The sequence below is a fragment of the Fictibacillus sp. KU28468 genome, assembly GCF_026153615.1.
Lineage (GTDB): Bacteria > Bacillota > Bacilli > Bacillales > Fictibacillaceae > Fictibacillus_C > Fictibacillus_C marinisediminis.
In genome coordinates, this window is record NZ_CP110666.1 from 1,502,400 (window position 1) to 1,520,196 (window position 17,797).

The 17,797-nt window shown below is 43.5% G+C and carries 18 protein-coding genes, 1 pseudogene and 3 other annotated features; of the genes and pseudogenes, 15 read left to right on the forward strand and 4 right to left on the reverse strand.

What is annotated here, in order from left to right; genetic code table 11:
- The first annotated feature begins 62 nt into the window (after positions 1-62).
- The 8 genes from OKX00_RS07710 (at position 63) to OKX00_RS07745 (ending at position 6,820) form a co-directional block, all read left to right on the forward strand.
- Positions 63-848 carry a basic amino acid ABC transporter substrate-binding protein gene (locus tag OKX00_RS07710; RefSeq protein WP_053357608.1) on the forward strand — a complete coding sequence of 262 codons (786 nt, stop codon included), beginning with the start codon at positions 63-65 and terminating at the stop codon, positions 846-848.
- Positions 849-875: 27 nt separating this feature from the next.
- On the forward strand, positions 876-1,535 hold the full coding sequence (locus tag OKX00_RS07715) for an amino acid ABC transporter permease (RefSeq protein WP_265410011.1): 660 nt from the start codon (positions 876-878) through the stop codon (positions 1,533-1,535).
- A 108-nt stretch (positions 1,536-1,643) separates the two neighbouring features.
- Positions 1,644-2,501 (forward strand): sporulation protein YtxC, encoded by an 858-nt coding sequence (gene ytxC / locus OKX00_RS07720; RefSeq protein ID WP_265410012.1) that lies wholly within the window; start codon positions 1,644-1,646, stop codon positions 2,499-2,501.
- Between the two features lie 59 nt (positions 2,502-2,560).
- Positions 2,561-2,786 (forward strand) — a binding site (T-box leader).
- A gap of 49 nt (positions 2,787-2,835) precedes the next feature.
- Positions 2,836-4,767 carry a threonine--tRNA ligase gene (gene thrS / locus OKX00_RS07725; RefSeq protein WP_265410013.1) on the forward strand — a complete coding sequence of 644 codons (1,932 nt, stop codon included), beginning with the start codon at positions 2,836-2,838 and terminating at the stop codon, positions 4,765-4,767.
- Positions 4,768-5,177: 410 nt separating this feature from the next.
- Positions 5,178-5,303 (forward strand) — a sequence feature (ribosomal protein L20 leader region).
- Between the two features lie 65 nt (positions 5,304-5,368).
- Positions 5,369-5,872, forward strand: coding sequence for a translation initiation factor IF-3 (gene infC / locus OKX00_RS07730; protein WP_053357612.1), 504 nt, complete (start codon positions 5,369-5,371; stop codon positions 5,870-5,872).
- Between the two features lie 25 nt (positions 5,873-5,897).
- On the forward strand, positions 5,898-6,101 hold the full coding sequence (rpmI, locus tag OKX00_RS07735; RefSeq protein WP_053357613.1) for a 50S ribosomal protein L35: 204 nt from the start codon (positions 5,898-5,900) through the stop codon (positions 6,099-6,101).
- A 36-nt stretch (positions 6,102-6,137) separates the two neighbouring features.
- Positions 6,138-6,497: a 50S ribosomal protein L20 gene (rplT, locus tag OKX00_RS07740; protein ID WP_053357614.1), complete on the forward strand. Its 360-nt coding sequence runs from the start codon at positions 6,138-6,140 to the stop codon at positions 6,495-6,497.
- Between the two features lie 68 nt (positions 6,498-6,565).
- Positions 6,566-6,820, forward strand: a complete 255-nt coding sequence (locus OKX00_RS07745) for a DUF1294 domain-containing protein (RefSeq protein WP_265410014.1) — start codon at positions 6,566-6,568, stop codon at positions 6,818-6,820.
- Between the two features lie 9 nt (positions 6,821-6,829).
- Here the strand turns inward: OKX00_RS07745 and OKX00_RS07750 are convergent.
- Both OKX00_RS07750 and OKX00_RS07755 read right to left on the reverse strand, forming a co-directional pair.
- Positions 6,830-7,856 (reverse strand): annotated as a pseudogene (locus OKX00_RS07750) (cytochrome d ubiquinol oxidase subunit II).
- 20 nt (positions 7,857-7,876) lie between these two features.
- Positions 7,877-9,223, reverse strand: coding sequence for a cytochrome ubiquinol oxidase subunit I (locus tag OKX00_RS07755; protein WP_053357617.1), 1,347 nt, complete (start codon positions 9,221-9,223; stop codon positions 7,877-7,879).
- 160 nt (positions 9,224-9,383) lie between these two features.
- On the opposite strand from OKX00_RS07755, the gene OKX00_RS07760 reads away from it, so the two are divergent.
- Both OKX00_RS07760 and OKX00_RS07765 read left to right on the forward strand, forming a co-directional pair.
- Positions 9,384-9,977, forward strand: coding sequence for a TVP38/TMEM64 family protein (locus OKX00_RS07760; protein WP_265410015.1), 594 nt, complete (start codon positions 9,384-9,386; stop codon positions 9,975-9,977).
- Between the two features lie 98 nt (positions 9,978-10,075).
- Complete coding sequence (locus OKX00_RS07765; protein ID WP_265410016.1) at positions 10,076-10,561, forward strand: dUTP diphosphatase; 486 nt, start codon at positions 10,076-10,078, stop codon at positions 10,559-10,561.
- Between the two features lie 36 nt (positions 10,562-10,597).
- Here OKX00_RS07765 and sspI read toward each other — a convergent pair whose 3' ends face one another.
- Positions 10,598-10,804: a small acid-soluble spore protein SspI gene (sspI, locus tag OKX00_RS07770; protein ID WP_053357619.1), complete on the reverse strand. Its 207-nt coding sequence runs from the start codon at positions 10,802-10,804 to the stop codon at positions 10,598-10,600.
- 135 nt (positions 10,805-10,939) lie between these two features.
- On the opposite strand from sspI, the gene OKX00_RS07775 reads away from it, so the two are divergent.
- From OKX00_RS07775 to pheT, 3 genes are all read left to right on the forward strand, one after another.
- Positions 10,940-11,704, forward strand: a complete 765-nt coding sequence (locus tag OKX00_RS07775; RefSeq protein ID WP_265410017.1) for a TrmH family RNA methyltransferase — start codon at positions 10,940-10,942, stop codon at positions 11,702-11,704.
- 81 nt (positions 11,705-11,785) lie between these two features.
- Positions 11,786-12,019, forward strand: a binding site (T-box leader).
- Positions 12,020-12,059: 40 nt separating this feature from the next.
- Positions 12,060-13,094, forward strand: coding sequence for a phenylalanine--tRNA ligase subunit alpha (pheS, locus tag OKX00_RS07780; RefSeq protein ID WP_053357621.1), 1,035 nt, complete (start codon positions 12,060-12,062; stop codon positions 13,092-13,094).
- 13 nt (positions 13,095-13,107) lie between these two features.
- Entirely contained in the window at positions 13,108-15,540 is a 2,433-nt protein-coding gene (gene pheT / locus OKX00_RS07785) for a phenylalanine--tRNA ligase subunit beta (RefSeq protein WP_265410018.1), read from the forward strand.
- Between the two features lie 291 nt (positions 15,541-15,831).
- Here pheT and rnhC read toward each other — a convergent pair whose 3' ends face one another.
- Positions 15,832-16,776 carry a ribonuclease HIII gene (rnhC, locus tag OKX00_RS07790; protein WP_265410019.1) on the reverse strand — a complete coding sequence of 315 codons (945 nt, stop codon included), beginning with the start codon at positions 16,774-16,776 and terminating at the stop codon, positions 15,832-15,834.
- A 141-nt stretch (positions 16,777-16,917) separates the two neighbouring features.
- On the opposite strand from rnhC, the gene zapA reads away from it, so the two are divergent.
- A complete protein-coding gene (zapA, locus tag OKX00_RS07795) occupies positions 16,918-17,199 on the forward strand; it encodes a cell division protein ZapA (protein ID WP_062233959.1) in 282 nt (93 codons plus the stop codon).
- The gene (locus OKX00_RS07800; RefSeq protein ID WP_265410020.1) at positions 17,200-17,739 is read left to right on the forward strand and encodes a CvpA family protein; all 540 of its coding nucleotides are present in this window, start codon (positions 17,200-17,202) and stop codon (positions 17,737-17,739) included.
- The last annotated feature ends 58 nt before the right edge of the window (positions 17,740-17,797 follow it).

Sequence of the window (17,797 nt, forward strand, 5' to 3'; positions counted from 1 at the left end):
TATTCTCATTTTTGATAATTTTGTTATAATAAAGAGGATTACATAATTTAAGGGGGACAAAGATGAAAAAAGTAGTGTTGTTATTATTGCTTGGGAGTTTGCTGACATTGGCAGCATGTGGAGGGAAATCCACGTCAGGAAGCCCGTCTGAGAAATTGGTTGTAGGAACAGACGCTGCATATGCTCCATTTGAGTATTTAAAAGATGGGAAGATTGTCGGTTTTGATGTTGATTTGCTCAAAGCCGTTATGAAGGAAGCAAAGCTGGATTATAAGTTGAAAAACACAGGATGGGATCCTCTGTTTACCTCTTTACAAAGCGAACAGGTCCAGGCTGGTATTTCAGCTATAACCATTAATGATGATCGAAAAAAATCATATGACTTCTCATCTCCATATTTTGAGTCCATTAATAAGATTCTTACAAAAGAAGGGTCACCGATAAAAAGTGTGGATGATTTAAAAGGAAAGAAGGTCAGTGTTCAAAATGGAACGACCGGACAAGCTGCCTTGGAAAAGAAATTTGGGAAAGAAAATACCAATGTCAAAAAATACGACAGTAATGTGTTGGCTATTCAGGCACTAATAAGCGGTGAAGTGGATGCGGTTGTTGCTGATAACACCGTTGTAGATGAGTATGCAAAAAACAATCCGGACAAAAAGCTCTCAGTCGTAAATGATAAAACAAACTTTGAATCTGAATTCTATGGTATTGCTTTTCCTAAGGGCAGCAAAGATAAAGCAAAAGTTGACAAAGCTTTGAAGAAGGTCATTGCTGATGGAACCTACACCAAAATTTATAAACAGTGGTTTAAAGTAGAACCGAACCTGGATGTGCTGAAAAAATAAACCTACTCAGAATGACCGGAGGAACACATGGATTTCTATAAATTTGATCTCGTAGAGAAATATTTACCTTTTTTTATTAAAGGAACATGGGTTACGATCGAAATTTCAATTGCGAGCATTATTTTCGGAACCCTCTTGGGACTATTCATCGCACTCGGAAAAATGTCTTCAGTCCAGGTGATTCGGCAGCCGTTCATTTGGTATATAAACTTTTTTCGGGGAACACCGCTACTTGTTCAACTTTTCTTGATTCACTTTGCGGTCATGCCGCTTTTCATGAAGCCTCCTATTGCACTTGTTTCTGCCATTACGGCTCTCTCCTTAAATGCAGCGGCCTACATCGCGGAGATCTTTAGGGCGGGTATCCAATCTATTGATAAAGGCCAGACCGAGGCAGCCCGTTCGCTGGGGATGACGCATAGACAGACAATGAGGCATATTATCATTCCTCAGGCATCTAAACGCATGATTCCTCCTTTAGGAAATGAATTCATTGTTTTAATTAAAGATTCTTCACTGGCCGCTGTGATTGCGACTGAAGAACTGATGTACTGGGGAAGAGCGATGATGGGAGAATACTATCGTCCTTGGGAACCTTTTTTGACGGTAGCGCTTATTTATCTGATTCTTACTCTTACGTTGACACAACTGCTAAACTTTCTTGAACGCAAATATGCACTGGATTAACCGGCAGCAGGGAAACCTGCTGTTTTTTTATTAATCTTTTAAAAGAGTTCATTTTTCATGACGTTGTCCCATATAGTGTAACATCGAGTGTTTGGGGGAGGGACAGGGTTGGCAGAACTAATATTTGCAGATCATGAAGAGTGTAACCAATTACAAAAGGAACTGAAGCAGATGGCTCGATCACTTAACATAAAACCTTCCTTTTTAGAATCCGAAAGCCGTTCATTATTATTGAATACAACAGAGCATCTGGATTCAATTGTTCAGGTGCTGGCTTGCTATACTCGTAAAAAACTGGAGGAATCACGAATCCTGTTTTTTATTGAACATTTTTTTTATTTCACGGATAAGCAGGAGCAAGCAGAAATTGCAGCGATCGCCAAGGAATTTATCGAACAGGAACGGGAGGAAGTGCCGGCGGTAAAAGATCTGGATACGTGCGATTATCATGTGAAAGAAGCATGGAGAAAAATCTTAACCGAAGAAGGGCTATCATTTACATTTGAGTCTTTTGTACAGTTCCGTTTACGGGAGTACCTTGATCTTCTACAAATTTACGTCGAATGTGCGATCGATGAATACAAACTCGAGCTTGAATACCAGTCCTTCATCGATCAATTGCGTAAGTGTGCAGCCGATCAGCCGTTTCTCACAGCCGAGGTTCACGTGGCCTTCGACGGCAAATTTAAGCTGTATGATGAGGAATACCGGCTATACAGTGAAAAAATGCTTCAGCTTATGCATGAAAGAGCATTGGTTCTGACCAAGGAGTTTAATCTCGACGAAAAAGTGCTGGGTCCGATCATGGGTTTAGCTCCGGAAGTGTTGTATTTGTACCTGGAAGAAGAAAATCACGGCATGATACATACATTGCAGAACGTATTCCAGGAGAGACTGATTAAAAGGCCCCTTCAGCTGTTTTATGGTTCAAGAAACAAATTTATCGAAAAGATGGACGGTAGATAAGGATTGCTCTTGATTTTGCAGGATAGTATGAATATAATAATTGTATAAATTGGATACCAAAATCAGTAAAGATAAGGACAACGGATATTTTTTACGGTTTATAGAGAGGGATGCCTGAGGCTGAAAGCATTCTAACACGGAAAAATGTCTTACCCCCTTTGAACTTCAGCGGTGAAGGCAGAGTAATCGCTGACGGCCCAAAGCCGTTAAATCTTGACCGAGTGCCATTGCAGAACCCTGCAGTGGAACAAGGGTGGAACCACGAGTACAACACTCGTCCCTTTTTGTGGACGGGTGTTTTTTGTATTTTATTTTGAACAAGGAGAGATTATGAATGACAGACATTAAGCTTACTTTTCCTGATGGTTCTATACGTGAGTATCCGAAAGGAATCACTGCAGAACAAGTAGCAGAATCCATCAGCTCCAGCCTGAAGAAAAAGTCCGTTGCCGGTAAAGTAAACGGGGAATTGTACGATTTCACACGTCCGATCGAGGCGGATGCATCCATTGAGATCGTTCCACAAGATTCACCTGAAGGACTCGAAATGACACGCCACAGTACAGCCCATTTGATGGCACAGGCGATCAAACGCATCTATAAGGATGTCAAACTCGGCATCGGGCCAGTCATCGAGAACGGTTTTTATTATGATATCGATCTTCAAGAAGCTTTAACACCGGAAGATTTGCCTAGGATTGAGAAGGAAATGAAAAAGATCGTAAGCGAAAACCTGCCGATCATCCGAAAAGAAGTGACCAGGGAAGAAGCCATCGCGATTTTTGAAGGCATTGACGACCATTTAAAATTGGAGCTCATCCGTGATCTTCCGGAGGATGCGGTTATTACCATTTACGAACAAGGCGAGTTTTTTGACCTTTGCCGCGGGCCGCATCTTCCATCCACTGGAAAAATCAAGTCCTTTAAATTGATGAGCATCTCAGGCGCTTATTGGAGAGGAGACAGCGATAACCAGATGCTTCAGCGCATCTATGGAGCAGCTTTTCTTAACCAGAAAGAGCTGGATCAGCATCTCGTCTACCTTCAAGAGGCGAAAGAGCGAGATCACCGAAAACTTGGAAAAGAGCTGGATCTTTTCACTGTTTCCCAAAAGATTGGACAAGGTTTGCCGGTCTGGCTTCCAAAGGGTGCGACGATCCGCCGTATCATCGAGCGTTATATTGTCGACACAGAAGTAAGACTTGGCTACGACCATGTCTACACTCCTCATCTAGGCAGTGTAGAGCTCTATAAAACATCAGGACACTGGGATCATTATAAAGAAGATATGTATCCTGCGATTGAAATGGACAACGAGCAGCTTGTTCTTCGTCCGATGAACTGTCCGCATCACATGATGGTGTTCAAGAACAGCATGCACAGCTACCGAGATCTTCCAATCCGTATTGCTGAGCTTGGAACGATGCATCGCCATGAGATGTCAGGAGCATTGGCTGGCCTTCAGCGTGTCCGTTCCATGACATTGAATGATGCTCATATCTTTGCCCGCCCGGATCAATTAAAAGATGAGTTTATCCGCGTAGTAAAGCTCATCCAGCGTGTGTACAAAGACTTTGGCATTACAGAATACAGGTTCCGTCTTTCTTACCGTGATCCTGAGGACAAAGAAAAATACGTAAACAACGATGAGATGTGGGAAAAAGCACAGGCTCTTCTTAAAGAAACTATGGAAGATATGGACTTGGATTATGTAGAAGCAGAAGGGGAAGCCGCGTTCTACGGGCCAAAGCTTGATGTTCAGGTGAAGACTGCGCTCGGAAAAGAAGAGACGCTGTCTACTGTACAGCTTGATTTCCACTTGCCTGAACGCTTTGACCTAACGTACAAAGGAAGCGACGGAAAGGATCACCGTCCGGTCGTTATCCACCGCGGAGTCGTTTCCACAATGGAACGTTTTGTCGCCTTCCTGATCGAAGAATACAAGGGTGCGTTCCCGGTATGGCTTGCTCCTGTACAGGTACAGATTATTCCTGTATCCACTGTTCATGAAGAGTACGCAAGAAAGATTAGTGAGGAACTGCTGGAAGAAGGCATTCGCGTCGAAGTCGACAACCGCGATGAAAAGCTGGGATATAAAATCCGTGAAGCGCAAATGCAAAAAATCCCATACATGCTCGTGCTCGGTGATCAGGAAATTTCCGATCAAGCTGTCAACGTCCGTAAATACGGTGAGCAAAAATCAGAAACTGTATCCTTTGAAGAATTCAAGACAAACCTTATTGCCCAAGTTAACAAAAGAGGCTAAGTTGAAGAAGAACTGCGGGAGATCCCGTGGTTCTTTTTTTAGATCTTTTCTAATGGCTGTTTTCTAAAAGATTATTGCTTTGTGAACATTTCTGTAAAGAGCCTTCATTGATCAGTTGATTGGAGTGCAAGGTGCGAGACTCCTGCGGGACGAGCGTGACAGGTGAAACCCGCAGGCGCAAGCGCCGAGGGGTTCAGCGCACGCCCCGCGGAAAGCGAGCACCCTGGAACGGAAATCAACCACTCTGAAGAGCAACAAATGTTACGAAGAGCCTTTTTGAAAAATAACTGCTTGCATTGCATATGTAGTTCGTGTAGAATAAATTCTGTTGTGAAGAACAAAGAACATTAGTTGACAAGAGGTTCTTGTCAATGGTATATTAATTTAGGTAATTAAATAAGTTGAGTTTCGAACAAAAGCAGAAGCACCCGCTTCTCACCTGATCAACGCATTGTGCTGTTGGCTGGTCAACCGAACTTTCAGAAATGATGATGAGGTCGTGTGGGTGCAGTATGTGCCGACGCTTTTTTTATTTGTTTACAAAGTGCTGAGTTAATGACTCACATAAATTTCTTGGAGGTGACTTACTATTAGTAAGGACATGTCTGTCAATGAGGGCATACGTGCTCGTGAAGTAAGACTTATCGGGGCTGATGGCAGCCAGCTAGGGATTAAAACACGTCATGAAGCTCTTGATATTGCGGCAAATGCCAATCTTGATCTTGTACTTGTTGCACCAACCGCTAAACCGCCAGTGTGCCGTATCATGGACTATGGTAAGTTTAAGTTTGAGCAGCAGAAAAAAGACAGAGAAGCACGTAAGAATCAAAAGATTGTTACAACGAAAGAAATTCGCTTAAGCCCTACAATTGAGGAGCATGATTTTAACACAAAGCTTAAAAATGCCCGCAAGTTCCTTGAAAAAGGCGATAAAGTGAAAGCAAGCATTCGTTTCCGGGGCCGTGCCATCACGCACTCCTCGATCGGAAAAACTGTGCTTGAAAAATTAGCTAAAGAATGTGAAGACGTTGCTACGGTTGAAGTTCGACCAAAAATGGAAGGCCGAAGCATGTTCCTCATTTTAGCACCAACAACCGAAAAATAATTACTTACCAGGGAGGAATCCAATCATGCCTAAAATGAAAACACATAAAGGTGCTGCAAAGCGCTTCAGAAAGACTGGAACAGGTAAACTTAAGCGTGCACGTGCGTTTACAAGCCATATGTTCGCTAACAAATCTACTAAAGCCAAGCGTAAACTTCGCAAAGCGAAGATTGTTACAAGCGGAGATTACAAACGTATCCGTACACTATTAACTTACAAGAAAAAATAATAATAACTGATCGTATATATCTAGGAGGGTTTTAAAATGCCAAGAGTAAAAGGTGGCTATGTGTCACGTCGTCGTCGTAAAAAAGTATTAAAGTTAGCTAAAGGTTATTTCGGATCCAAACATAAGTTATTTAAAGTTGCTCAACAGCAAGTTTTCAAATCTCTTATGTATGCATACCGTGACCGCCGTCAAAAGAAACGTGATTTCCGTAAACTTTGGATCACTCGTATCAATGCGGCAGCTCGCACAAACGGTCTTTCTTACAGCCGTTTAATGCATGGCCTAAAAGTTGCAGGCATCGACATCAACCGTAAAATGCTTGCTGAAATCGCTGTTTCTGATGAAAAAGCATTCGGTGAACTTGCTTCTAAAGCAAAAGACAGCCTAAAAGCATAAATTAAGAACCAAAAAGCCATTTTCCATGAAGGAAATGGCTTTTTTCTATAAAAGGAGTTTTAGTTTGTATGATGTACATTTATTTAATTCTCGTTAACGTTATTGCCTTTTGGCTGATGCATCATGATAAGGAAGCGGCCAAGGCAGGGAAGTGGCGGACGCCGGAACGCCGCCTGTGGCTGTTTGCGATCATAGGAGGCGCCTGCGGGATTTGGGCAGGGATGGTGCAATTTCGGCATAAAACAAAGCATCCAAGCTTTCAAGTCGGAGTGCCATTGCTTGTGCTTGCCGACATTTTCATCATTGCCAGGTACTTCATTTAATCTGCACTCTTAATCCTGCTGCAGATAGCGTTTATCCTTAAGGAAGAGCCTCCAAAACACATAAAAGCCGGGAGTAAGGATCGCTAAACCAACAGCATACATGATCATGAGCGAATAGAACGTTTCTTTCGCTGTAAAGGCATCGTATATGGTCAGGCTCGGATAAACGATGTAAGGCAGGTGAGCCATTCCATATCCGTAACTCGCCAAGCCGTATTGTGCGACAGTTGCGAGCAGAGCCACACGGGGTTTACCTGCTGCTTTCCCATCTTTGTTACTGAGCCATAGAGAGGCATAGCCGACGATGAATGCCAGGGTGGAAAGGATGAACCATATCCTTTGATCATACAGATTATCGAGCAGCCACCCGGCCTCAGGCTGTATGACCAGCAGTGTGATCACAGCAGCAAGAAGGGTGGAGGGGCCAAGAATCAGTACGTTCCCTCTGTAGAGCCTATAGGCGCCTTCTTGTTTAGAGACCCTTGAGTAATCCGCGAGAAACAAGGATGACAAGAACAGTTCAGAAGTAAGCCCGAACAAAATGTACATATATAAGGAAGGGCTCGTAAACAGCTTTCCAAGGAGAAGGGTATCTTTTCCGTTCATACCTTCAATAAAACCACCCTGGCTTACAGGGAGTACCGTGATCAGGAGTGCTGGTATCAAAACTCCGCACACACCGGAAATAAAGAACATCGTCTTTCTGTAACCTTGAACGGAATAAGAAAAAACCATAAAGGCACTCCGTATGGAAAGCAGAAACAAGATCAGCGAAATCGGGATCAGCAGCACGGTTCCGAGTGTAAAGGCGCCTTTCGGAAAAAAAACCGACAAAGGCGACTACGAGAAGAACAAGAAAAACATTTGTAATTTCCCAGGTCGGTGAAAGAAATCGGTTGGCAATTTTTCCTGCAAAGGTCCGATGGTCATTGTAGATCATCGCCCAGAATCCTGCCCCGAAATCAATCGATCCAAAAATGCTATAGATGAAGATAAAGGTCCATAAGACCAATATGGCAATAACTTCTTCGTTCATTATGCTCCCTCTTTCGTCATTTAATAGCCAGAGTATTTTTCAAAGTCCTTGGATACCGGATGCCTTTTAAAATAGCTTGTAAGAATCAGGATCGTCAGGACGCTCAGAAGCAGGTAGAGACCGATGAACAATAGAAACAAGGGAGCAAGATTTTCTGATTGTGTAGCTGCTTCTGCTGTGGTCTGGACCCTGTAAATCGTCCAGGGCTGCCTTCCGCTGCAGCTGAAAATCCATCCGAATTCAATGCCAAGCATGGAAAGTGGACCGGAAAAGATTAAGGTGAACAGAAGCCATTTTGGAAAAGGCTTCTGTTTTCTTTTGCCGTAATACCACCAGAAAAACAAAGCGACTGCAGCCAGTCCCAACAGGAAAAACCCAATCCCAACCATGATATTAAACAGGGTGTGCACATAAAAAGGAGGCCAGGTTTCACGCGGGAATTCATAGAGGCCTTTGACTTCGGTATCAAACTTGCCGGCAGCGAGCCAGCTGAGCATCCATGGGATCTCAATTCCATATTTCACTTCTTCTGTTTTGGGATCGGTGAAACCTCCGATCGCAAGAGGAGCATATCGCTGGGTTTCAAATAAGCCTTCGGCTGCGGCTAGCTTCTCGGGTGAGTGTTCATGCAGGATCTGTGCAGAGTGATGACCTGAAAAACTTGAAATCAATGAAAAAATCAAACCAACGACAATGGCCATTAAAAATCCTTTTTTATGATAGACAGATTCTTTCTTCGTAAGATTCCCTCTTAAAAGCTTATAAGCCCCTACAGAAGCCAGGGCAAAACCGCCAGTCATATACGCGGTCACGGATACATGGAAGGCTGTTGAAAGAAAACTCGGATTGAAAAAGGCATCCCATGGATTGACATCATAAATAGTGCCGTCCTTTGTAATCTTAAATCCGTCAGGTGTATTCATCCACGTATTGACAGCGGTGATTAGAATGGCGGATGCTACAGCTCCAAACGCCACCAAGATGACAGAGATGATCCTGAAATACTTTGGCAGCCTGTCTGCTGCGTAAACGTAGATGGACATGAACAAAGCTTCAATAAAGAAGGCGAAAAGTTCAATCTGGAAAGGAAGCGAGATAACCTTTCCTACAATCTCCATAAAACCTGGCCAAAGCAAAGAAAGCTGGACCCCGACGATCGTTCCTGAAGGGATAGCCACACCGAGCAGAACAGCAAAGGCCTTTGTCCAGCGTTTAGCCATTATGGCATAATCATTGTCTTTTTTTACTTGATGAAGAATTTCTGCGATGACGATCATGAGGGGAATACCAACACCAAGCGTTGCAAAAATGATATGAAAGGCAAGAGACGTTCCGAAAAAAGCACGAGCCAACACGACTGTATCCATGAAAACCACTCCTCAACCTAATGGTTATCTGTAAAAGAAAACCAGCTTTTCTAATCTTTAACCTGTCATAAAAGTTATGGAAATATTCATGGATCTGGAAGAAGGAAGAGCATAACTGCTCGTCTTATGTCATAAGATGGCGATAAAGGAGGGTTGAATCATGCAGCATGAGCTCACAGAGATCCTTGGAGTTTTGAAGTTTGCAGGTATTTTTGCTCCTGTCTTTTTCATTCTGCTCCATATGATGAGGCAGTTTCTTTTTCTGCCAGTAGGTTTGATCTGTATGGCAGGCGGGGTCTTGTTCGGGTCGGTTTATGGGACGCTTTATTCGATAATCGGCATTACCCTGTCCAGTTTGCTGTTCTACGGACTGCTGAGAAAAATGCCGAAGTCGCTCAACCGGTTCATGAAAATCAAGCGGAAAATCGTAGGCAAACGAATGCCATTCTCATTGGGTCAAATCGCAATTTTAAAGCTAATTCCTTTCATCCATTTTTCCCTGCTCTCTCTGTTTGTCCTGGAGATAACGAAAAGTTTTAAGGAATATACAAAAGCAAGCGTGGTATCCAACGTTCCGCTTGCCTTCATGTACTCTACGTTCGGCCATTATATCTTTCATCTCTCTGTGGTTTGGGGAATCGGAATTGCAGCCATGATGCTCGTCCTGTTTCATCTCCTGAGAAAGAAAGAATGGATTGTCAAATGGGAGGACTTTTTTGAAAAAAAAGAGAATACACCTGCGAAAAGTGCATGATAACGCGATCCAGCCTCAGGGGACTCCAACCTGGGGTTTTTTGGTGTGTTTTTAAGGAAATCATATGTTTGTTATAATGAGCGAAAGGAGTGGATATCGTGGGTTTTAAAGAACTATTTGAAATGCAGAAGCATCTGAATGATCGAATTATACAAGAGCATGGTTTACATAACGATGACCTTTATGATCAGCGTCTGCTCGCCCTGCTTGTCGAGCTAGGGGAGCTGGCCAATGAAACCCGTTGTTTTAAATACTGGAGTGTTAAACCTGCATCATCGGACAGTGTCATTCTTGAGGAATATGTGGACGGACTTCATTTTATCCTGTCGGTTGGGCTTGACATGGGGATGGATGATATAGAAATCCATACAGTTGCAAGCAATGAAGACCTGACAGGCCAATTCCTATCACTTTACCGGCTCATCAGCGGCCTGCAAGGCAAAAAAGACAAAACCCTGTTTAGCCAATTGTTTTCTGAATTCATTGGCCTCGGCCAGCTTCTTGGCTTTTCGGTAGAAAATATCGTGGATGGTTACTACAAAAAGAATGAAATCAATCATCAGCGTCAGGATCAAGGGTATTAAAAGTAAAAATCCCGGGAGGGTCTCCCGGGACTTTTACTATTTCAAACCGCTGGAAAGGGTTGAGAGCATTTCTTCTTTTTTCTGGTTGTCGGATTCTTTCCAGATCACTTCAAACAGTACACCAAGACCAGGAAGCATTTTTTCTTCACCGCTTTGGATCGCATCAACGATTGTACTTTCCAATTGTTCTTTATTGTTTCCGGAAACATTGGCCAGAACTGCTTTACGGATATCGATATCCATCATTATCACCTCAAACAGATTTATTTCATTAAGTTTGTGACTATTTCCTAGTTTTTATTAAGGGCCGATGGATTATGTATCATTTTGAAGATATAATAAAAAAAGTTGAAAGAGATTAAAGGATGGTTGAATCAAATGAAACGGATTGAATCAGAACAAAATGCTTCCATAAAACAATGGAAAAAACTATACACGAGAAAAGAACGAGATAAATTAGGACAATACATTATTGAAGGGCCTCATCTGATTGAAGAAGCAATGAACCATAACGTCCAGATTGCTCATCTGATTATAGAGGAATCCTACCCGATGCCGAATGAATGGGAACAGCTTCGCCTGAACCCATGGGTAGTTTCAAAAAAAATCATGGGAATCCTAAGTGATACTGAACATCCGCAGGGAGTTATGGCAATTTGCCGTATGAGTTCAAAGGAGTTACAAGTAAAAACCGGCGGAAAATACCTGCTTGTGGACGGCGTTCAGGATCCTGGAAACCTTGGTACAATAATTAGAACCGCAGACGCTGCAGGTCTGGATGGGATTGTGCTTGGTGAAGGAACTGTCGATGTTTATAACAGCAAGGTTCTTCGCTCTACACAAGGTTCGCTGTTCCACCTTCCCGTTGTAAAAGGAAATCTTCAGGATTGGATCGCAGCGTGCAGACAGGAACAGGTACCTGTTTTCGTTTCTGCACTAAAAGGTGCCCAATCATTGCATGACGTGCAATCTTCAGGAACGTTTGCGCTCGTTGTAGGAAACGAAGGCAGCGGAGTGAGGATGGAAATTATGGAATCCGCAGACCAGCTTGTCTATATCCCGATGTTCGGGAATGCTGAATCACTAAACGTTGCTGTTGCGGCTGGAATCATGCTGTATGAACTCCAGAAGAACAGGAAATAACAAAAAGGAATACATTATAAAATAGATTGGCAATTGCACAGATAAGGAAGTTCAACTATAATAAGAAGACAACTGCATGAATAAAATGCATCGATGGAGAGTAGTAAATAAGAGCTCGCCGGCAAAGGGAGGAAACACCTTGACTGAAAGTGTTTCTCCGGTAGAATTTATCGAATTCGCTCCTGAGCAGTCGCCTGAACCTGCAAGTAGGGTGGACCGGACCAAGTCCGTTATGAAAACGAAGTGAACAAGTATGATGGCGTTGGCCTGAATTCTTGATTAATCTGGGTGGTACCGCGAATCCTCGTCCCTTTTATGGACGGGGTTTTTTTATTTCTAAAGGAGGCAAGATGTTATGCAGGACCGATTGCAGGCATTAAAGGAAGAAGCATTGGTAAAAATTCAGCAAGCAAATGAGCTGAAAGAATTACAGGACATCAAAGTATCTTATTTGGGTAAAAAAGGGCCGATCACAGAAGTACTGAAAGGGATGGGGAAACTATCTCCGGAAGAACGTCCTGTTATTGGGGCTTATGCGAATGAAGTAAGGGATGCGATCACAGCTGCGCTTGATACGAAAATCAGCCAGATGGAACAGGCCGCTATTGAAGAAAAGCTGAAAAAAGAATCGATCGATGTTACACTTCCGGGCCGGCCGGTCAGAAAGGGGAACTCTCATCCGTTAACGGCAGTCGTTGAAGAGATTGAAGATCTTTTCTTAACGATGGGCTTCACGGTGGCAGAAGGCCCTGAAGTGGAAACCGATTATTACAATTTTGAAGCACTGAACCTTCCGAAAGGACATCCGGCAAGAGACATGCAGGATTCATTCTTTATTACAGAAGACATTCTGCTTCGTACACAGACTTCACCGGTGCAGGCAAGAACGATGGAAAAACATCACGGCAGAGGCCCGGTAAAAATAATTTCTCCGGGGAAAGTGTACAGAAGGGATGACGATGATGCGACTCACTCTCATCAGTTCATGCAGATCGAAGGACTTGTCGTCGATGAGAATGTCCGCTTGAGTGACTTAAAAGGTGTTCTTGAAACCTTCGCTAAAAAAATGTTCGGCGAAGAGCGCAAAATCCGATTGCGCCCAAGTTTTTTCCCATTCACAGAACCGTCTGTCGAGATGGATATTTCCTGTTTTAAATGTGGTGGAAAAGGCTGCTCGATCTGTAAGCATACTGGCTGGATTGAGATCCTTGGAGCAGGTATGGTCCATCCGAACGTATTGGAGATGGCAGGCTTCGACTCTAAGAAATATACAGGGTTTGCATTTGGAATGGGCCCTGAACGGATTGCGATGCTGAAGTATGGCATTGATGATATCCGTCATTTTTACACAAACGATCTTCGTTTCTTAAAACAATTTAAAAAGGCATAAGGAGGGGAACCCTGTGTTAGTTTCATATAACTGGCTGAAAGAGTATGTAAATATTAATATCAGTGCTGCAGAGCTTGGTGAAAAAATTACGAAAAGCGGAATTGAAGTAGAAATCGTGGAATCCCTCAACAAAGGGATTACAGGAGTGGTCGTCGGACATGTGCTGGAATGTGTTCAGCATCCAAATGCCGATAAACTCCGTGTCTGTAAAGTCGACATCGGTGAAGAAGACCAGTTACAAATCGTGTGCGGTGCTCCAAACGTGGCTGCTGGCCAAAAAGTGCCGGTAGCGCAAGTAGGTGCTGTACTTCCTGGAAACTTCAAGATTAAGAAAGCGAAACTTCGCGGAGAAGCGTCTCATGGAATGATCTGTTCACTTACTGAACTTGGTGTGGAAACGAAATTGGTGCCGAAAGAGTATTCAACAGGGATTTTCGTTATGCCTTCCGATGCAAAAGTTGGCAGCGATGCCTTGAGTTATTTGAACCTGGATGACTATGTTCTTGAACTCGGATTGACACCAAACCGTGCCGACTGCTTAAACATGATTGGTGTGGCTTACGAGGTTGCTGCCATTCTAAATGAGGAGCTTCGTCTTCCTGAAGTTTCCGTAGATTATACAGCTGAAAAAGCTTCAGATTATATTTCGGTAAAAGTTGATGCAAAAGAAGATAATCCTTACTACGGAGCTATGGTGATCAAGAATGTTACGATCGCGCCATCACCTCTTTGGCTGCAAAACCGTTTGATTGCAGCAGGAATCCGTCCAATCAATAATGTGGTCGATATAACGAACTACGTATTGCTCGAATACGGACAGCCGCTCCACGCCTTTGACTATGACCGTTTCGGATCAATGGAAGTAGTTATCCGCCGGGCGAAGGACGGAGAAGAAATTGTGACGCTTGATGATGCTGTACGAATTTTAAACAGCAGCCATCTTGTGATCACCAATGGAGAAGTACCTGTTGCTGTGGCCGGTGTAATGGGCGGAGCAACATCAGAAGTTCAGGAAGATACGACGACTGTACTGCTGGAAGCTGCTTATTTTGAAGGACAGCGTGTAAGAGCAGCATCCAAGGATCTTGGACTTCGAAGTGAAGCAAGTGCACGCTATGAAAAAGGCATCGACCGCAACCGTGTATATGAGGCTGCTCAACGTGCGGCTTCCTTAATGGCGAAATATGCCGGAGGAGAAGTGGCAGAAGGCATCGTAGAAGATGGCGAACGCTTGGTAAGTGAAGGAAGAGCTGAAGTCACCCAAACAAGGATTAACAGCTTGCTCGGAACTTCTATTAAAAACGAACAGATCAGTGAAATCTTTACGAGACTTCGTTTCCAATTTGAGGTACAAGGAGAAACATTCAAGGTTACCGTTCCAGCCCGAAGGCCGGATATTACCATCGATGCGGATCTTGTAGAGGAAGTGGGAAGAATCTACGGTTATGACCGTATTCCGACAACGTACCTTGTAACGGAAGGCCGTCCAGGAGGATTGAGCCCCTATCAGGCAGCTCGCAGAAAGGTTATGCGTTATCTTGAAGGCGCCGGGCTCTATCAGGCTGTAACATATGCACTGACGACTCCTGAAAAATCAACCAGTTTCTCTTTTGTGAAGGAGGAGCAGGAAAACGTTCAAACCATCTCGGTTTCCCACCCGATGAGCGAGGAGCGCAGCACTCTTCGCAGTACACTGATTCCGCAGCTTCTTGAAGTAGTGCGCCACAATCATCACCGTTCAATTGATGATGTAGGTGTCTTTGAAATCAGTTCTGTCTTCTTTGCCTACGAACAGCAGATCTCTGTTCTGCCTGAAGAGAAAACATATCTCTCCGGTGCACTGACAGGCTTGTGGAATATCCATCCTTGGCAGGGTGAAAAGAAGAAAACAGACTTCTTTGTTGCCAAAGGAATCCTTGAAGGGTTATTCGAAGAACTCGGATTGTACAGCCGTATCACCTTTGAAAGCGAAAGTTTGAAAGGGATGCATCCTGGAAGAACAGCAGTAATTAAACTCGACAGCATCACCATCGGCTTGATCGGCCAGATTCATCCTGGAACTCAAAAAGAGTGGGATTTAAACGAGACGTACGTGTTTGAATTGGATCTGGATCAGCTTATCCAGGCCACGGTAGAACCTACCGTTTATCAGCCGCTTCCTAGATTCCCTTCCATTACACGGGATATTGCATTGGTGGTTGATAAGAACCTGCCTGCAGGAGACTTAAACACTGTGATTTATGAAGCGGGAGGAGCTCTCCTCAAGGAAAGCAGCCTGTTTGATCTGTACGAAGGAGAACATATGGAAGAAGGCAAAAAATCACTCGCCTTTTCTTTGAAATATTTTGATCCGGAACGTACACTTACGGATGAAGAAGTGACAAAAGCTCATGATAACATCCTGCGCAGTCTGGAAGAACGTTTTGGAGCTGAGCTTCGAAAATAGTAAGCCAAACAGAAACCCGCATGTCTCTCTTGAGACTGCGGGTTTTATTTTTGGAAAGCTGTTTTCGCAACCTTTGATGCTCTTGAGGGTGGTTGATTTCCGTTCCAGGCTGCTCGCTTTCCGCGGGGCGTGCGCTGAACCCCTCGGCGCAAGCGCCTGCGGGTTTCACCTGTCACGCGCGTCCCGCTGGAGTCTCGCACCTTGCACTCCAATCAACTTGTCAATGAAGAATCTTTACAAAAATCTTCACAAAGCAACAATCTTTTAGAAAAGAGCTTTTTGGAATGAAGCTTAGTTCCGTTTGCTTTTTGCTAGATTGAGTGCTTTTTTTGTGTTGGCAAAATGAATCTTTGCGATGTCAGTCAGATAATCTGCACCATACTTGCGGATCATTTCCGCTGCTTTTAGATCCACTTTGCTGCCGGCGCCTTTCGGGATCTCAATGCCTGTTTTAGCACTGATTTTATCCATCTCTTTAATAAAAGCATAGCGGGCGAGAATGGATGAGGCGGCCACGGACAGATGAAGCGATTCGCCTTTTGTAGCAAAGAAGACTTTATCTTTTACGATGTTTCCCTCTCTTGAGAGATAATTATAATAAACGCCCGGCTCGCAGAACTGATCGATCAATATACCGTCCACGTGGAAGTCTTTTGTTTTTTCCAGCATGTTAAGAAGAGCTTTATTATGCAGAAGAGCTTTCATTTTTCCTTGGCTCATCCCTTTTGCCTGAAGTTCATTGTACCTCCTGTTGGGAAGGACGAGCAGGCTGTAAGGGATGGTATGCAGAAGGTCCTTGGCGATGGATACGATCTGTTTGTCGTTCAGAAACTTTGAATCCTTTACTCCAAGTTCTTTTAGCAGTTCAAGCTGTGCCGCTGGAACATAGGAGGCCACGACGGTAATCGGGCCAAAGTAATCTCCCGTTCCCACTTCATCGCTTCCAATAAGAGAGAGTGTACTCACGTTTTCGGGAGGAGCAAAGGCATGGGGCGGCTTTGCTTTAGCTGGTTTCGGAGAAGCTGCGGGTGGAGGAGAACCCCATTTTCCAGCCTCGATTTCAGCTGTCTTTCCCTGAAAAAGAACCTTGCCTGATTTATAGGCCGTTACCGTGCAGCCTGCAGGCTTAGCCGTAAATATGCTGCCAGGCGGGGAAGAAGGCTGGATGTATGCTTTGTAAGCTTCCTTCATTTTATTGATCTCTTGGGATGTTACTTTTAATACAGTATTTGCCATCTTCATGTTCCTTTTCTTTCGTTTTATTTTTTAGTAGAATTTGGATAAAATGATAGCTGGTTTTAGAACAAATATTTTCATAACCGTTCGCTTTCTGTTAAGATAATGATTAGAGTTCATAGCTTTTTTGCAAGTGGAACTATGATTGGAGGTAATTTCGTGGCGGAAGACAATATGAAAGCAAGGACCATTGTAGAAATCTTTGGTCAAAAATACACAGTAATAGGAACTGAGACTTCCAGCCACATTCGTTCGGTAGCTGCTATGGTTGACGAAAAGATGCGGGATATCCAGCAATATAATGCAGTATTGGATACGAAACAGCTTGCCGTTCTGACAGCTGTTAATCTGATGAACGAATACTTAAAGACTAAAGAAGAGCTGGAAAAATTGCAACAGCAGATTAGGAAAGAGGATAAATAAATGCTAGATATTATTTTAATTGTTATATTGATTGCCGGCTTTTTTATCGGACTGAAACGAGGTTTGGTCATGCAGGTTGTTCATCTCGTTGGGTTTATAGCGGCTTACGTGGTGGCTTATCTATATTTTGACGACTTGGCGCCTCATTTAAAATTGTGGATTCCATATCCTTCGATCGGTAATGACAGCCCGATGTCAACGATACTGAGCAGCATTTCCTTAGAGGATGTATACTATCGTGCCATCGCCTTTGCTCTCTTGTTCTTCGGAACGAAGATCATCTTGCAGATCGTAGGAAACATGCTTAACTTTATTGCTGACCTGCCGCTGCTCCGCACGGTAAACCGCTGGCTCGGAGGAGTCCTGGGATTAATCGAAGTTTATCTGATTTTATTCTTATTGCTATATGTCGCTTCGTTGATTCCGTCTGGTTCCATTCATACGGCTTACCAGGATTCCTTTATCGGACAGGGAATGGTTGAAAATACTCCAGTATTCTCTGAAACGATTAAAGATTTATGGTCAAAAAATATGGGGTAAAACTTCTCTTTAACAGAGAAGTTTTTTTACCGTCCACAGTAATCGGCAATGCGGTACA

Bases quoted from the DNA above. Each gene is read 5' to 3' on its own strand.
- OKX00_RS07710 (WP_053357608.1), top strand. From the start codon at position 63: ATGAAAAAAGTAGTGTTGTTATTATTGCTTGGGAGTTTGCTGACATTG.
- OKX00_RS07715 (WP_265410011.1), top strand. From the start codon at position 876: ATGGATTTCTATAAATTTGATCTCGTAGAGAAATATTTACCTTTTTTT.
- thrS (WP_265410013.1), top strand. From the start codon at position 2,836: ATGACAGACATTAAGCTTACTTTTCCTGATGGTTCTATACGTGAGTAT.
- infC (WP_053357612.1), top strand. From the start codon at position 5,369: ATGTCTGTCAATGAGGGCATACGTGCTCGTGAAGTAAGACTTATCGGG.
- rpmI (WP_053357613.1), top strand. From the start codon at position 5,898: ATGCCTAAAATGAAAACACATAAAGGTGCTGCAAAGCGCTTCAGAAAG.
- rplT (WP_053357614.1), top strand. From the start codon at position 6,138: ATGCCAAGAGTAAAAGGTGGCTATGTGTCACGTCGTCGTCGTAAAAAA.
- OKX00_RS07745 (WP_265410014.1), top strand. From the start codon at position 6,566: ATGATGTACATTTATTTAATTCTCGTTAACGTTATTGCCTTTTGGCTG.
- OKX00_RS07755 (WP_053357617.1), bottom strand. From the start codon at position 9,223: ATGGATACAGTCGTGTTGGCTCGTGCTTTTTTCGGAACGTCTCTTGCC.
- OKX00_RS07760 (WP_265410015.1), top strand. From the start codon at position 9,384: ATGCAGCATGAGCTCACAGAGATCCTTGGAGTTTTGAAGTTTGCAGGT.
- sspI (WP_053357619.1), bottom strand. From the start codon at position 10,804: ATGGATATCGATATCCGTAAAGCAGTTCTGGCCAATGTTTCCGGAAAC.
- OKX00_RS07775 (WP_265410017.1), top strand. From the start codon at position 10,940: ATGAAACGGATTGAATCAGAACAAAATGCTTCCATAAAACAATGGAAA.
- pheS (WP_053357621.1), top strand. From the start codon at position 12,060: ATGCAGGACCGATTGCAGGCATTAAAGGAAGAAGCATTGGTAAAAATT.
- rnhC (WP_265410019.1), bottom strand. From the start codon at position 16,776: ATGGCAAATACTGTATTAAAAGTAACATCCCAAGAGATCAATAAAATG.
- zapA (WP_062233959.1), top strand. From the start codon at position 16,918: ATGATTGGAGGTAATTTCGTGGCGGAAGACAATATGAAAGCAAGGACC.
- OKX00_RS07800 (WP_265410020.1), top strand. From the start codon at position 17,200: ATGCTAGATATTATTTTAATTGTTATATTGATTGCCGGCTTTTTTATC.